At 60.6% G+C, this 13,926-nt stretch carries 11 protein-coding genes; 7 read left to right on the top strand and 4 right to left on the bottom strand.

Annotated features, from left to right (window positions below):
* Positions 1-36: 36 nt before the first annotated feature.
* The 4 genes from CFE428DRAFT_RS34365 (at position 37) to CFE428DRAFT_RS23915 (ending at position 5,082) form a co-directional block, all read left to right on the top strand.
* Positions 37-2,019: an APC family permease gene (locus tag CFE428DRAFT_RS34365; protein WP_006982250.1), complete on the top strand. Its 1,983-nt coding sequence runs from the start codon at positions 37-39 to the stop codon at positions 2,017-2,019.
* An 81-nt stretch (positions 2,020-2,100) separates the two neighbouring features.
* On the top strand, positions 2,101-3,900 hold the full coding sequence (locus CFE428DRAFT_RS34360) for a bifunctional protein-serine/threonine kinase/phosphatase (RefSeq protein ID WP_006982249.1): 1,800 nt from the start codon (positions 2,101-2,103) through the stop codon (positions 3,898-3,900).
* A gap of 113 nt (positions 3,901-4,013) precedes the next feature.
* On the top strand, positions 4,014-4,337 hold the full coding sequence (locus tag CFE428DRAFT_RS23920; RefSeq protein WP_006982248.1) for a hypothetical protein: 324 nt from the start codon (positions 4,014-4,016) through the stop codon (positions 4,335-4,337).
* A 406-nt stretch (positions 4,338-4,743) separates the two neighbouring features.
* Entirely contained in the window at positions 4,744-5,082 is a 339-nt protein-coding gene (locus tag CFE428DRAFT_RS23915; RefSeq protein ID WP_042725661.1) for a P-II family nitrogen regulator, read from the top strand.
* A gap of 247 nt (positions 5,083-5,329) precedes the next feature.
* Here the strand turns inward: CFE428DRAFT_RS23915 and CFE428DRAFT_RS23910 are convergent, their stop codons facing one another.
* Genes CFE428DRAFT_RS23910 through CFE428DRAFT_RS23900 form a run of 3 tightly spaced genes read right to left on the bottom strand, consistent with a single transcriptional unit; the run spans position 5,330 to position 9,404 of the window.
* Positions 5,330-7,381, bottom strand: a complete 2,052-nt coding sequence (locus CFE428DRAFT_RS23910) for a DUF6421 family protein (RefSeq protein WP_006982246.1) — start codon at positions 7,379-7,381, stop codon at positions 5,330-5,332.
* Between the two features lie 32 nt (positions 7,382-7,413).
* Entirely contained in the window at positions 7,414-8,466 is a 1,053-nt protein-coding gene (locus tag CFE428DRAFT_RS23905) for a threonine aldolase family protein (protein ID WP_006982245.1), read from the bottom strand.
* Between the two features lie 32 nt (positions 8,467-8,498).
* Complete coding sequence (locus tag CFE428DRAFT_RS23900) at positions 8,499-9,404, bottom strand: LysR family transcriptional regulator (protein WP_202797489.1); 906 nt, start codon at positions 9,402-9,404, stop codon at positions 8,499-8,501.
* 116 nt (positions 9,405-9,520) lie between these two features.
* On the opposite strand from CFE428DRAFT_RS23900, the gene CFE428DRAFT_RS23895 reads away from it, so the two are divergent.
* Positions 9,521-10,567, top strand: a complete 1,047-nt coding sequence (locus CFE428DRAFT_RS23895) for a CmpA/NrtA family ABC transporter substrate-binding protein (protein WP_006982243.1) — start codon at positions 9,521-9,523, stop codon at positions 10,565-10,567.
* A 112-nt stretch (positions 10,568-10,679) separates the two neighbouring features.
* On the top strand, positions 10,680-12,152 hold the full coding sequence (locus tag CFE428DRAFT_RS23890; RefSeq protein ID WP_006982242.1) for an alginate export family protein: 1,473 nt from the start codon (positions 10,680-10,682) through the stop codon (positions 12,150-12,152).
* Here CFE428DRAFT_RS23890 and CFE428DRAFT_RS40615 read toward each other — a convergent pair.
* Entirely contained in the window at positions 12,149-12,274 is a 126-nt protein-coding gene (locus tag CFE428DRAFT_RS40615) for a hypothetical protein (protein ID WP_272941137.1), read from the bottom strand. The genes CFE428DRAFT_RS23890 and CFE428DRAFT_RS40615 overlap by 4 nt on opposite strands.
* 374 nt (positions 12,275-12,648) lie before the next feature.
* Between CFE428DRAFT_RS40615 and CFE428DRAFT_RS23885 the strand changes: the two genes are divergently transcribed.
* Positions 12,649-13,914, top strand: a complete 1,266-nt coding sequence (locus CFE428DRAFT_RS23885) for an MFS transporter (protein ID WP_006982241.1) — start codon at positions 12,649-12,651, stop codon at positions 13,912-13,914.
* Positions 13,915-13,926: the final 12 nt, after the last annotated feature.

Here is a 13,926-nt window from a genome sequence, read left to right as displayed (position 1 = left end):
TTCCCTACAGAAACCACCACACCAATAGTCACACCTATGTCACAACCTAAACCTGCTCCCACAACAGGCACTCTGGGCCTGACGGGGCTCACGATGAACGCGATGGCGCTGATTGCGCCCGGGGCGTTCCTCTGGCTCACGTTCCAAATCCAATCCCTCTACGGCGCGCCGCTGGCCGGCCAGTCGATGTGGTTTGGTATTTTGGCCGCGTTGCTCCTGTGCTTTGCCACGGCGTACAGCTACGCGGAACTCTCCAAAATCTATCCCGGCGCCGGTTCATCGTATCTCTACGCCGAGCAGGCTTTCATCGGTAAGACGAAGGCTTACAAGTTCGCGCGGATCGCGAAGTTCTTCACCGGTTGGGCTTCGCACCTCTACTACTGGGTCTATCCCGGATGTATGGTCGGTGTAACGGCGATCCTGGGTGGCTATCTCCTGAACCAATTTTTCCCGGACACCTTTGCGGGTAACTATAACAGCCCGCTGTTCATGATCCTCTTCTGCATCGTGTTTGCCTTCGGCGTAGCTTACATCGCCTACCGGGGCGTCACGGGCACGACGGGGGTGAACACGGCGATCAACGTGATCCAGATCACCGCGCTGCTCGTCTTCACCGTCATCGCGATCGCTTACCGCGTGCAGCACAAGGACGGCGACAAGGGCCTCCACCTCTCGGGCGGCGTGCCGGTCGCCTATCAGGTCGACACGACGAACGTGCTCGACGACAAGGGCAAGCCGGTGCAGGACGCCTGGGCGGATACGCCCCCGACTCCGAAGGTCGATGACAAGGGCCAGCCGATCTGGAAACAGCAGGATCGCGTCGTGACCAAGGAAGACATTGCCAATACGGCCATCCCGCTTCCCGAAGGCATTGCCGAAGGCGACCCCTATCCAGTGTTGCAGAAGGACAAGGACGGCAAGCTGATCCTCAAGGACGGCAAGGCCATCGCGGTGGACTTCACCGTAAGTTACAAGGCAGCGGACGCCGTGACCGGTGCGGGCACCGACAAGGATCCCACGACCTTCAACGGCCACGTCAGCGCGGCTTCGGTCGTCGCTCCGCACTCCTTCAACTACATTTTCATCCAGGCGTGTATCGCCATTCTCATCCTCGTGGGCTTTGAGTCCGTGACGGCGATGGGCGAAGAAGCCAAGAACGCCAAGCGCGACGTGCCGCGTGCGGTGCTGCTCTCCCTCGCAGTGCAGGGCTGCTTCTGCTACTTCCTCGAATACTTCGCGGCGAACTACTTCTTGCACAATGGTTACACCATGCCGAACGCGGCCGCCTCGGGCGCGCCCATCGGTGACATGATGGTCATCGTCGGCACCTGGCTCTTCGGTAGTTACAAGATCGGCCGTATCTTCATGCTCGTCCAGGCCGCGACGGTCTTCCTCGCGCTCATCGGCACGACGCTTTCCTGCCTCAGCACGGGCGCTCGCGTGACCTACGCGATGGGTCGCGACGGCGAAGTGGGTTCCCACTTCGGCCTGCTGCACGACAAGACGGCTTCGCCGCACCGCGCCATCTGGACGCTGGCCGCGCTCTCCGCGGTCCTCGGGATCGTGACGGTCATCGTGTATCTCGGCGGCACCTCCCCGGGCGCGCTCGATCCGAAGTATCATAACTTCTGGTACAGCTTCCTGATGTTCGACCCGGCTTCCTATGCCAAACTGCCTAACACGCTCGTCATCGTGACGCTGATCAGTAACTTCGGCACCTTCCTGCTCTACATGACCACGTGCCTGATCACGATCGTGGCCTTCAAGGAGCACAACTCCTTCCATGGCTTCAAGCATGTCGTCATCCCGATCTTTGGGTTGCTGGCGAACCTCGCTTGCATGCTCTTCTATCTCATCGGTCCGTTCACCGTGGCCGGCATGAGCTGGAAGGAACCGTACATCGCCCTTGGTGTCGCGGCGCTGTGGGGCCTCTACGGGGTGTTCTACTTCGTGACTTCGAGCAAGAAGAAAGCGAAGTCGATCTACGTCGAAGCACCGGCGGTCGCGGCCAGGGCGTAATCCACGAAGTACTGTTCAAGAAGCAACATCATCCGGTTGCGGCCACATCCGAAAGGGTGTGGCCGCACCTTGCTATCCAGCATGTTACTAAGTTCCGTCTCGAAGTCTGACGCCGGTCCGGTCCGGAAGCACAACGAAGACAGTATCGGATTCTGGCAGCCCACCGAGGATGCCGAACGCCTGAAGCGCGGATCGATCATGGTGATGGCTGATGGCGTGGGCGGCCAGGGCAATGGGGAAGTCGCCAGCCGCATGGCCGTGGATCTGGCCGTGAAACTTTTTCAAGAGTCCGACCCGACGATCGCGCCGAAGCGCTTGCTGCGCGACGTGTTCAACCACGTGAATCTGCAGATTTACGATGCCGGGATGAACGATCGCAACGGAGGGCGCATGGCCACGACGCTCTCGGTGTGCATCTTTCGCGACAAGGAACTGCACATCGGCCACGTCGGCGACACCCGCGTTTACCTCGTCCGACATGAGACGATCGAGAAGCTCACTAGCGATCACTCCTACACGGGGATGCAGGTCAAGCTGCGCCTGATCAGCGAACACGAGGCGCGCGCGAGTCATTTGCGCTCGGTGCTGACCCGCAGCGTGGGCAACGAGCCGGTGGTGCGGCCGGACATCAAGCGGATCAAACTGCTTTCCCGCGATCGCATCGTGCAATCCACGGATGGGCTCTACTGCTTTATGAACGATAGCGAAATCTGCGAGGGCGTGGACCGCCTGGACATGGATGAAATTTGCCCTTATCTCACCTCGCTCGCCGTCCGGCGGGGGACCGACGATAATTTGTCCGTGCAAGTGGTGCAGGTCGACCGCTTGAATGAGCCGAAGCATGACCACTCGATTTCCATTTTACAAAAAACGGCCAGCGGAGGGCAGGGGCACGTGACGAACGAAGTGCTCCCGGGGCAGATGCTCGATAACCGTTTCCTCATCGAGGAGGTCATCAGCCGCAGCGGCATGGGGTCCATCTACAAGGCGAAGGATCAGACCAACGGCGAGACCGTGGCGGTCAAGATTCCGTACATGCAGCTCGAGTCGGATCCGGCGTCGTTTTCGCGGTTTCAGCGCGAAGCGGAGATCGGCAAGGTGCTGAATCACCCAAATATCCTGCGTTTCATCCAGATGCCGGATCAGAGCCGGCCTTATATCGTAATGGAATTCCTGGAGGGACGCCCGCTGAGCCAGATTATGAGCGAGGTGCGGCCGTTGCCGTTGAACGACGCCATGGCCATTGCCAGCAAAGTGTGCGGCGCGCTCGCGCACATGCACGAGAACAAGATCATTCATCGCGACCTCAAGCCGCAGAACATCATGATCTGCAAGGACGGTAGCCTGCGGATCATCGACTTCGGCATCGCCAAGGCGGCGGAGATGCGGCGCATTACTTTCGCGGGATTCAGCCCGACGCTCGGCACGCCGGATTACATGGCGCCCGAGCAGGTGAAAGGAAAGCGCGGCGATGAGCGCACCGATATCTACAGCCTCGGTGCGGTGCTTTATGAAATGGCCACGGGCAACGTGCCGTTCGAAGGGGAGAATCCGTTCATCGTCATGAACTCGCGGATCACCGGTGATCCCGTGGCGCCCCGGGAGCGCAACCCGGAAATCTCCGCCGAACTCGAGGAGATCATCCTGCACGCGATGGAGCGGGAGCCGCATCGCCGCTATGGCTCGGCCGCGGCGATGAAAGAAGAATTGGATAATCCCGAAACAGTGAAGCTGACGGAGCGTTACAAGCACCTGCAGGCCCCAAAGGCGTGGAAGACGCATTGGCAGGGCGCGAAGCTGGTGATCCTGTCAGTGTTAGGAACCATTCTCTTTTTCGGCCTGATGTTCCTCTGGGCGAAGATGCAAACGGGGCATCGGTAGAAAACTGAACATCCAACACCCAACGCCCAACATCGAACATCCAATGAAGGAAAGACCACTGCAGCGCGCTTGCACCATTGGGTGCTGGGCGTTGGGTGTTGGATGTTTCCCTTATGACTCTATCTGCCTGGTTTATCTTCGTCTTAGCCGCCCTCTTGGAAGTTGGCGGTGATGCGCTCATTCGCAAAGGACTGCGGACGAGCGGAGTACTTTTCGTCGTCGCCGGCTTCGTGGTGCTCGGTGCCTACGGCATCGTGGTCAACACGGTGAAATGGGATTTCTCCAAACTCCTCGGCGTGTATGTCGCGGTCTTTGCGGTGGTGAGTGTGCTCTTCGGTCACTTCATCTTTAAAGAAACCGTACCGCTCGCTACGTGGATCGGGTTGGCCGTGATCGTTGTTGGCGGAATGATCATTCAATTTGGCTCCGGACAATAGCGCGCGCAGCGTGTCCTCGTTGCTCCGATAGGTAATTTCGTAATGTAAAAGACTACATACCGCTGGCCTGATTTGCGCAGCATGGCGTGATTTGCGCGGAGCCACGGATTTCGAATCGATTGAACTGGTCGCCGAAAATCGGTCAAAATCACAGAGTAGAATGTGAACCGCTGGAGGTGAGAGTGCACGTTGGCACAAGTGCTGCTGGCCGGTGCATCGCAGTGAATCTATTGTAATGGCAGGTTTTACAAACCCGAGTCGTTGCTCTCAGTCTTTCCCCGTCCCAAGCCCGCTCAACTCCCTTTTTTCCACTGCCAATTCACAGGGTAAATCTGTCCGGGCCCGGCCGCTTTTGGTTTATGCGGCCGGGCCCGGCGGACACCTGATTCCTAATCAAGACGACGACATGAAAAAAATCGAAGCGATCATCAAACCCTTCAAATTGGAGGAGGTGAAAGATGCCCTGTCAGACTTGGGTGTGGACGGTATGACGGTGAGCGAGGTGAAGGGGTTCGGCCGGCAGAAAGGCCACACGGAAATTTATCGAGGCAGCGAATACACGGTCGCTTTTCTCCCCAAGATCAAGATCGAGGTGGTGGTGACCGATGGCGTGGTCGACGGTGCCGCCGCGGCGATCGTGAAAGCTGCCAAGACCGGCAAGATTGGCGACGGCAAAGTGTTTGTCTCACCGATCCACGAAGCCGTCCGAATTCGCACGGGGGAGAATGGGGATAGGGCGGTTTAATAGCTGCCAATTCCTTCCTGTCGAGCACGGCTCACTTTAACGCTGAGGGCGCGGAGAACACAGAGGGCCGCAGAGGAAGAAACAAAAGGACGAGGGATGAAGGATGAAGTGAAGTGCGCTGCGCGTTTTTTTAGGATCGACACTCGCTATCGGGTAACGCGCTTTTTATCCTTTTCTTCCTCTGCGGCTCTCTGCGTTCTCCGCGCCCTCTGCGCTTAAATTGGCCATGCTTAAGTATCCGCCACCTTCACGCCAGCTTGCGTCGCAGATTGACGTGGAAATTGCCGAGCGGAAATTCGTCTTCCTGCACCAGCGAGAGCCAGCGTTTGAGGTCGTGCTCGTCGTTGATCACGCGTTCGCCGGCTTTCCATTGTGAGGCGACATTGGGGTGGACATAGCGGGAGATGAGCTCGTGGCCGGCGAGCCAGAAGGTCAGCTTCGAGCAATCGGCGCCGCTCTTGTAGAGGTGCGCGAGCTCTTCGCGCAGGCCGTGGAAGCCGCGGGCGAGCTCGGTCCACTGGATGGTGAGCCGGTTGTCGCGCCAGACGAGGATGTCGTGCTGGTGCAAATAGGCGAAGAGCAACTGGCCGCCGAGCGCATCGTAATTGCGGACACGGGAACCGGTGATGGGGAAGCGCAGCACGCGGTCGAGCAGAATGGCCCAGGTGACGTAGCGCGCGAAGGGAAAGCCTTCCGCGGCGAGGCGGGACGCTTCCTCGAAGCTGCGCAGGTCGACGCGCAATTCCTCGAGGGCGTACATCCAGAAGGGTGCGCGCTGGCGGATCATGAAGGGATCGAACGGCAGCTCGCCCACGCTATGGGAGGCGTCGTGAATGAGGTCCCACAGGGCGACGGTGTCCTCGACGAGCGGCAGGGAATCGAGCCAGAACTCGAGCCGCGGAAACAACTCGAGGCCGATGACCTTGCCGGCGCGCCGCACGCAATTCTGCAAGCGTCGCGCTTCGCGGTCGCAGAAGATGGTGGCGAAGTGATTCCACGGTTGGCCGGTGAGGGCGACGGTTTCCGGAAAAAGCACCGCACACTCGCTCGCGTAGCCGGCGGTGTAATCGACGAGATGTCCCGGGACGAATTTCCTGTTGTGATAGGCATTGCGCTCCAGCGCCACCAACCAATCCGGCCACGGCATGCGCATGAAGAGCGCTTCGAAGCGTGTGTCGCTGGAGCCATTCGGCGTGTAGAGGGGAAAGAGAACGAGATGCTCGCGGTTGTCCTGCCGATGTTGCTGCGGTTGGAAGACGGCGAGAGATTTGCCAAAGTCGGGGTGCGGAAAACCGGCGTCGACCCAGGCTTGAAAGTCCCGCGGCAGTTGGGCGAAGTATTCCGCTTGATAGGGGAACCGCGGGGCGAGCGCGGTGAGGGACTGGAGCGTTTCGGAAACGAGTCGGGCGGCCGCCGGTTGCTCGTCGGAAGAGACGCTGCCGTCGGCGTTCTGCCTGGAGCGGAGTTGATTGATGACCGCCTTCAATTTCAGCCACGCATCTGGCAGGGGGCTCCGGTCCTCTTGCCGAATGGCGTGCTGCTCGGCCTTCGGCGTGGCCAGCCAGTAGAGGAGGTTCAGCCACAGTTGCTCATGCTGGAACTCCTTGAGACGCTCATCGCCGAAGAGCACGGAATCGGTCACGACCACCACACGCCCGGCCCCGAGTGGCGCGGTGGCGATCAAGCCCGCATTCGCCGGATGCGCCTTCGCGGAGGTCTGCCAGGCGATGCTGGCTTCACCTTCCGCAGTGCACCAACCAGTGCGATAAAAGCAGGCCAGCCCGACTCCATGGTTCAGCGGCGAACCCGGTGCGGGTTCGGCGAGCAACCATTCGGCATTCTCGTGCACGCAAGCGGTGCGATCGAAGGCGGTGCCGTTCTCGATGTGCAGGCCGGTGGGCGCGAGCAGTTCGTTCAGATTGTCGCCGTATTTGTCGTGCTCGTATTCGGAAATGACCAGCAGCCCGCCGCCCGCGCGGACGAAAGCATGGATGGCTTCGATTTCCTGCGGGCTCAGCGCCGGCGAACCGTGGGACGTGGTGCGTTCCCAACGCGCATCGCAGGGATGGGGGAGGACGAGCACATCGGCATCGGCGAGGGCGTCGGCCAGGAGCGGCCGGGCGATGTTGCGCGAGACGGTGAAATCGCGCGCCGCGAGAGCGCTGGCGGCGAGGTGGTAAGAGGAATTCGCCGCGCGATCCGGCTCCATCTCACGAGCGCGCTCCTCCGAGATCGACCAGCTTTCGCTGTGAAACTCGTCGAACAGGACGCGGGCGATTTTACGTTGCTCGGGGTACATCGTGACCTCCGGAGCAATTTACTCCAGCGGGCCTATTTCGCCACTTCTGCGGCGTCGGAAAGAAAAGCAGCCACGTCCTCGCGCCGGGTATCCCACGAGCACATGAGACGGGCGGCGCTGGCGGGGCCGAAATCGGCGTAGAATTGCCAGCCGCGCTCGTGCAGGCCGGCGGTGATCTTCGCCGGCAGTTTGGCGAAGACCGCATTCGCCTCGCGAGGATGGGCGATCTCCACGCCTGGCAGCGAGCGCAGGCCGTGCTCGAGGTCCGCGGCCATGGTGTTGGCGTGCCGGGCATTGCGCAGCCACACTTCATCGTGCAGCAGGCCGATCCACGGCGCCGCGAGAAAGCGCATCTTGGAGGCAAGCTGGCCGCTCTGCTTGCGGCGATAGGCGAAATCCCGCGCGAGATGCCGGTCGAAGAAAACCAGCGCTTCCCCGCAGGCCAGGCCATTCTTCGCGCCGCCGAAGCTCAGCACATCGATGCCCGCTTCCCAGGTGATGGCGCGCGGCGGCACGCCGAGGGCCGCGACGGCGTTGGCAAAGCGTGCGCCGTCCATGTGAAAACGGAGATTCAATTGATCCGCCGCCGAGCCAATCGCCGCGACTTCTTCGACCGAGTACAACGTGCCGAGCTCGGTCGACTGCGTGATGCTGATCAACCGCGCGCGGGAGTGGTGGATATCCGTGCGCAATCGAGCCGCACGCTCGACCTCCTGATAGGCTACTTTGCCGTGCACGGTTTGCAGCGGCTCCAACGCGACGCCGTGGGTGAAGAAGCCGGTCGCATTGCATTCGTCGACAATGAGGTGGGCGTGCTCCGAGCAGAGCGCGCTTTCAAATGGGGCGCAGGTCGCCGCCACAGCCAGCGAATTGGCCGACGTGCCGGTGAAGAGGAAGAAAACGTCGCAGTCCGTCTCGAAAATATCGCGAATGAGCTGGGTGGCTTCCGCGGTCCATCGATCCTCTCCGTAGGCGGGTGCGTGGTCCGCATTGGCAGCCTCCATCGCCGCCCACGCCGCCGGACAAATGCCGGCAAAATTATCGCTGGCGAAGTGACGCTGCGGAGCGGAAGCGGGAGGGTTCATAAGTTCACGCGCGGTAGTGAGGGTAATCTAACTCAATTGAACCGTTCTGACACCTGCTCACAAAGCCCGATGAATGTTTCTTCGGCGAGCGAGAGGCGGCGTCCGCGCCAGTGCAGGACTCCCCAGCGGCGGCGCAGCTTGCGTTTGCCCAGCGGGAGCGTGACCAGCGAGCCTTCCTGCAGTTCCTTCATGCACGACCACGGCGCGAGAATGGAGATTCCGAGCCCCAGTTTAACCAGTTCCTTGATCGCTTCCATGTTGCCGAGATCGAGCAGGCTGTGCAGGACGATCTGCTCCTTGCGGAAATATGTTTCGATCATCTGAAACGTGTAACTCGTCTTGCCGTAGAGGATGTAGTGTTGTCGGGGAATATCTTCGCGGCTTACCCGGCCGCTCTTCGCCCACGGATGGATCGGGCTGGTGATGAAAACCAGCTCATCGGTGAACAGGGGGCGAAACTCCAGCGGTTCGTCGCGCCGCGGCTCGAGATTCACGGCCAGGTCGATGCGATGCTGGCGCAGGGCCTCGATCATTTCCGGGGTGTCCCCGGGCTCGATCGAGATCGCGCACTGCGGAAAGCTCTCTTTAAATTCGCGCAGCACCGAGGGGAGAATATGCTGGCAGGCTGTGGTGCTGGCGCCGATGCGCAGCCGGCTGCTGCCCCATTTGCCGAGGTGTCCGAGTTGGGCGCGTGCCGATTCCATCTCTTCGAGAATGCGCTGGGCGCTGACCAGCAGTTGCTCCCCGGCCTGGGTGAGTACTACGGTTTTGCCCATTCTGTCTAAAAGGCGACAGCCGATTTCCTGCTCGAGCGCTTTCATCGAATGGCTGATTGCCGATTGCGAGAGGTGGAGCTCCTGGGCGGTCTCGGTGAAGCTTCCGGTGCGAGCGAGGATGGAAAAGGCGCGCAATTGCCTGCTATCAAGCGGTTGTGACATGAATGAATCAAATTCATTCATTTCATCGAAAAGTTGAAAGCCATTTCTTTTCGGTCATCAAGTTCGTGGCACGCGGGAAGCTGATCGCGCGGGGCGAACTCTGATTCACAAGACGAATGTCCCACAAAAACCATGCCCGCTCCCGTCCGTTGCGCCTCGGCTTCGTGGCACTGTCGGATTGCGCGCCGATCATCATGGCCAAAGAACTCGGCCTTTATGCCAAGCACGGGTTGGCCGTCGAACTGCACCGCGAAGTCGGCTGGGCGACCATCCGCGACAAGGTGCTGTATGGCGAGCTGGACGCCGCCCACGCGCCCGCCGGCCTGGTGGTCGCCGCGAACTGCGGCCTGGGCTCCGTGCAGGTGGAGTGCCTCACCGGCTTGGTCCTGAATCTCAATGGCAATGCCATCACCCTCTCGCAGGCACTCTGGAACAAAGGCGTGCGCGATGGTCGCACGCTGCGGCGCGAGATCATCCACAGCGATGAAGTCTACACCTTCGGTGTCGTGCACACCTACTCTTCGCACAGCCTTCTCCTCCGCGAGTGGCTGCGCAACCATCGCATCGAGCCGGATCGCGATGTGCGCATCGTCATCGTGCCGCCGGCACAGGTGCACGCCAACCTCAAGGCCGGCCATCTCGACGGCTATTGCGTGGGCGAGCCGTGGAATTCCCTCGCCGTGCTAAGCAACACCGGATGGTGCGTCGCGACCAGCGATGAAATCGCCCCGCGGCATCCGGAGAAAGTGCTCATGGTCCGGCGCGATTTCGCGGAGCGGTCGTCGCACGAACATCTCGCGCTCATCGCCGCGCTCCTCGAGGCCTGCGAATTCTGCACCCGGCCGGAAAACCGCGAACGGCTGATGGAGACGCTCGCGCAACCGGAGTATGTGAGCGCGCCCATCCAGGCGCTGCGCATGGGTATGGCGGGCACTTTCGATTACGGCAACGGGCGCGTCGAAAAGCATTCGTCTTTTCATCTTTTCGCCGGCGAGGATGTGAACGCGCCCACGCCGGACAAGGCGGCCTGGGTGGTGCGCAATCTCGTGAAGAGCGGCGTGGTGAAGGATCCCAGCCTCATTCCCATGGAGCGGATCGCCGACTGGTTTCGCGCCGACCTCTTTGCCCAGGCAGCCCAGCTCACGAGCGCCCTCGTTCCATGACTGCCGCGCTCACCGTTCTGCATTTTCCAAACAATCCGGCCCGGATGTTCACGGGCCCAATCACAGCAACACGACTGCCCGGAGGAGCATCTCCGTCTGGCGAAATCATCCAATGACCCAACTACCAACCTACTCCTCGGCAAAAAAAAGCGGAGGGCTGTTTGCGGCAGCCCTCCTGACCAGCGGTCTCATTTCCTCCTTGGCGGGAGATGTCGAAGTGAAAGCCACCAGCGACAAAACGGTAATCGAGAAGCCGACAGATTCCAACCCTCTTAGTTTCTTCGGCGGAAAACTCATCTTCGACGCGCAGGAGCGCCTGCGTTGGGAAAATCGCAACAACAACTTCGACTTCAATAGCGCCACCCGTTCCGTGACCGACGGCAACTGGTTTGAGCAGCGCTTCCGGATCGGCATGCTGGTCCAGCCGGTCGAGTGGCTGCACCTCTATGTGCAGGGCCAGGACTCCCGCGAGTTCAACGGCCTGCGCGGCAATACCCCCGGCGTCAGCGCCGCCGAGGGTGACAATGCGTTCGACCTGCGGCAGGCCTATATCGAGATCTCGGACTACGACAAATGTCCGTTCGGCTTGAAGGTCGGGCGGCAGATCCTCTCCTACGGCGATGAGCGGCTCGTCGGCGCGTTCGATTGGAATAACTTCGGCCGCACCTTCGATGCGGCGAAGGTGACCTACAAAGGCCACGGCTTTTGGATCGACGCGTTTACCTCGACCCCGGTCGTCATTACGCGCGACAAGTACGATCAATCCGATCTCTTCAACGGCACCGAGGATCATCGGGAACTGGTCTTCAGCGGCCTGTATCTCTCCATGGATTCGCTGCCGTTCGGCACGTGGGATTTCTACTCCTTCCTGCTCGATCAGCCCCGGGGAAATACCACCAACCTGCAGGGGAACCTCACCACGGCGCTGCCCTCCGGCTCGCTCGCTGCGCACAGCGATTTCGTGACGCTCGGCACGCGGATCAAGGGCGACCCGCAGAAGCTCAAGGGCTGGGAGTACACGGGCGAGTTTGCCTACCAGGCGGGCGATGTCCGCGGCTTGCCGTTGAGCGCGTTCGCCGCGGATGCGGGCTTCGGCTACAACTTCGACGTGGCTTGGAAACCGCGCCTCTACGCGGAATACAACTACGCGTCGGGCGACAACGATCCGCATGACGGGCACATCGGCACGTTCCAGAACTTGTTCCCGACGAATCACCGGTTCTTCGGCATCATGGACAACTTCTCCTGGCAGAACATGCACAATGCGATGCTCAGCGTGCGCGTGAATCCGGTGAAAGCGCTGACGGCCGAAGTGCAATACAACGCCTTCTGGTTGGCCTCGGATAGCGATGTCTGGTACCGCGCCAACGGTCTCACCGCCGTGCGTCCGCTCTCCACCGTGGGCGGCCGGAATGTCAGTAACTATGCCGGTTCGGAGATCAGTGCGGTAGTCACTTGGAATGCGAACAAGCACCTGCAATTCCAGGCGGGCTACGCGCATTTCTTCGCCGGCAACTACCTCAAGGACACCGGCGCCAGCGACGACGCGAACTTCGGTTACATTCAGACGACGATCAACTTCTAGACGATCTTCGTCTCCGCTCCACTCCGCCGCCGTTCCGGGAAACCACCGGAACGGCGGCTTTTTTTCGGTGACGGACAATTCTCGAAGTAATTCGCGATAGCGGCGCGGTGGGTGTAGGGCATGTGGCCGGTAGTGGACGAGCCATGCGCCCTACACCAACGCGCCACACGCCTTCCGCATTCGGAAATTGGTTTTGAAAGACCGCCCGGTCGGAGGTTTTTGCGCATTTTCGACAGAGGCCGCTCCTGTTGCTTCCTATGCAAATTCTAACCAGTTTGTGCAAAAGACGCCATTGCCGGCGACCCGCGAAGAAGCCCGATTTCAGAGGAAAAGCGGGGATCGCGAAAATTTTTTGTCAAGGGCGGACCGCCCAGGGACGTCGTAAAGCTCCGAAAATCAGAGGCATCGCCCGTGTATGAAAGTTTTTCATGACGTGAATGAGGACGATGAACGGCATTTCGCGAGCAATTCGTCTTCTTTGGCACGGGCGGAGCTAATGGCTCGGGCGCGTGCTGTCACAACTGCCAGTGCGTTAAACCCAAAACCAACCGCCAATTTGAAATTCTCCGATCTCAAAAACTCCGGCCACTGGCCAACGTTGCTCACCGCATTCCTGTATTTCGATTTCAGTTTCATGGTCTGGACCGTGCTCGGTCCGCTCGGCGCGCAGATAGGCGATGCCCTGCATCTCTCGCCGGAGCAAAAGGGCTTCATGGTCGCGGTGCCGATCCTCTCGGGTGCGGTGCTGCGTATTATCCTCGGTTTGTTGGTGGATCGCATCGGCGCGAAGAATACCGGGATCATCGCCCAGCTCGTGGTGATCGCTGGCTTGATCGGCGCTTACGTTTTCGGGCTGCCAAATTATCAGGCCACACTGCTCATGGGCATGGTCCTCGGCTTCGGCGGGGCCAGCTTCGCGGTCGCGCTGCCGCAAGCGGGACGCTGGTATCCGCCGAACATGCAGGGCGTGGTCATGGGCCTCGCCGGTGCAGGCAATATCGGCACCGTGCTCGATGCGCTCTTCGCACCACGCCTCGCAGCGGCCTACGGCTGGAAGACGGTGTTCGGTCTCGCGTTGATCCCTGCGGTCATCGTGTTGGTGATTTACGTGGTCTTTTCGCGTGAAGCGCAGGTCGAAGTGAAAAAGAAGCGCCTCGTGGATTACATGACCCTGCTTAGGGACAAGGATGCCCACTGGTTCTGCTTTTACTACACGGTGAGCTTCGGCGGTTTCGTGGGCCTGGCGAGCAGCTACGTGCTCTACTTCAAGAGCGAATACGGTCTCACGGCGGTGCATGCTGGTGACTTCGCCGCGCTCTGCACGTGTGTCGGGGCGGTGTTGCGTCCGGTGGGCGGCGCGATGGCCGATCGCATCGGTGGCATTCGCGCGCTCTACGTGTTCTATGCCGTCGCGGGTGTGGCCCTCGTTGCCGGAACCTTGCAGCACAACCTCGGCTTCAATGTCACCACCTTCATCTTCGCCTCCGGCGCGCTCGGCATGGCGAATGGCGCGGTCTTTCAATTGCTGCCGCAGCGCTTCGGCAAGGACATCGGCGTGATGACTGGCCTGGTCGGCGCGGGCGGTGGCGTAGGTGGCTTTTACCTGGCCAGCTCGCTGGGCCTGGCCAAGGGCTTCACGGGTTCCTACGCGCCCGGCTTCTTCATCTTCGCCGCGCTCTGCCTCCTGGCGATCTGCGGTCTCGGCCTCGTGAAAACCCGCTGGCGCACCACTTGGGGCGCGATCGCGAATGCCCGCATCTGACTTGATTTGAAC

The organism is Chthoniobacter flavus Ellin428, assembly GCF_000173075.1.
In the GTDB taxonomy this organism is placed as follows: Bacteria; Verrucomicrobiota; Verrucomicrobiia; order Chthoniobacterales; family Chthoniobacteraceae; genus Chthoniobacter; species Chthoniobacter flavus.
The sequence above is the reverse complement of the archived record's forward strand: the minus strand, read 5'-3'. Positions and strand labels throughout refer to the sequence as shown.

Excerpts from the sequence above, each read along its gene's own strand:
- CFE428DRAFT_RS34365 (WP_006982250.1), top strand. The coding sequence starts at position 37 with ATGTCACAACCTAAACCTGCTCCCACAACAGGCACTCTGGGCCTGACG.
- CFE428DRAFT_RS34360 (WP_006982249.1), top strand. The coding sequence starts at position 2,101 with ATGTTACTAAGTTCCGTCTCGAAGTCTGACGCCGGTCCGGTCCGGAAG.
- CFE428DRAFT_RS23920 (WP_006982248.1), top strand. The coding sequence starts at position 4,014 with ATGACTCTATCTGCCTGGTTTATCTTCGTCTTAGCCGCCCTCTTGGAA.
- CFE428DRAFT_RS23915 (WP_042725661.1), top strand. The coding sequence starts at position 4,744 with ATGAAAAAAATCGAAGCGATCATCAAACCCTTCAAATTGGAGGAGGTG.
- CFE428DRAFT_RS23910 (WP_006982246.1), bottom strand. The coding sequence starts at position 7,381 with ATGTACCCCGAGCAACGTAAAATCGCCCGCGTCCTGTTCGACGAGTTT.
- CFE428DRAFT_RS23905 (WP_006982245.1), bottom strand. The coding sequence starts at position 8,466 with ATGAACCCTCCCGCTTCCGCTCCGCAGCGTCACTTCGCCAGCGATAAT.
- CFE428DRAFT_RS23900 (WP_202797489.1), bottom strand. The coding sequence starts at position 9,404 with ATGTCACAACCGCTTGATAGCAGGCAATTGCGCGCCTTTTCCATCCTC.
- CFE428DRAFT_RS23895 (WP_006982243.1), top strand. The coding sequence starts at position 9,521 with ATGTCCCACAAAAACCATGCCCGCTCCCGTCCGTTGCGCCTCGGCTTC.
- CFE428DRAFT_RS23890 (WP_006982242.1), top strand. The coding sequence starts at position 10,680 with ATGACCCAACTACCAACCTACTCCTCGGCAAAAAAAAGCGGAGGGCTG.
- CFE428DRAFT_RS40615 (WP_272941137.1), bottom strand. The coding sequence starts at position 12,274 with ATGCCCTACACCCACCGCGCCGCTATCGCGAATTACTTCGAGAATTGT.
- CFE428DRAFT_RS23885 (WP_006982241.1), top strand. The coding sequence starts at position 12,649 with ATGGCTCGGGCGCGTGCTGTCACAACTGCCAGTGCGTTAAACCCAAAA.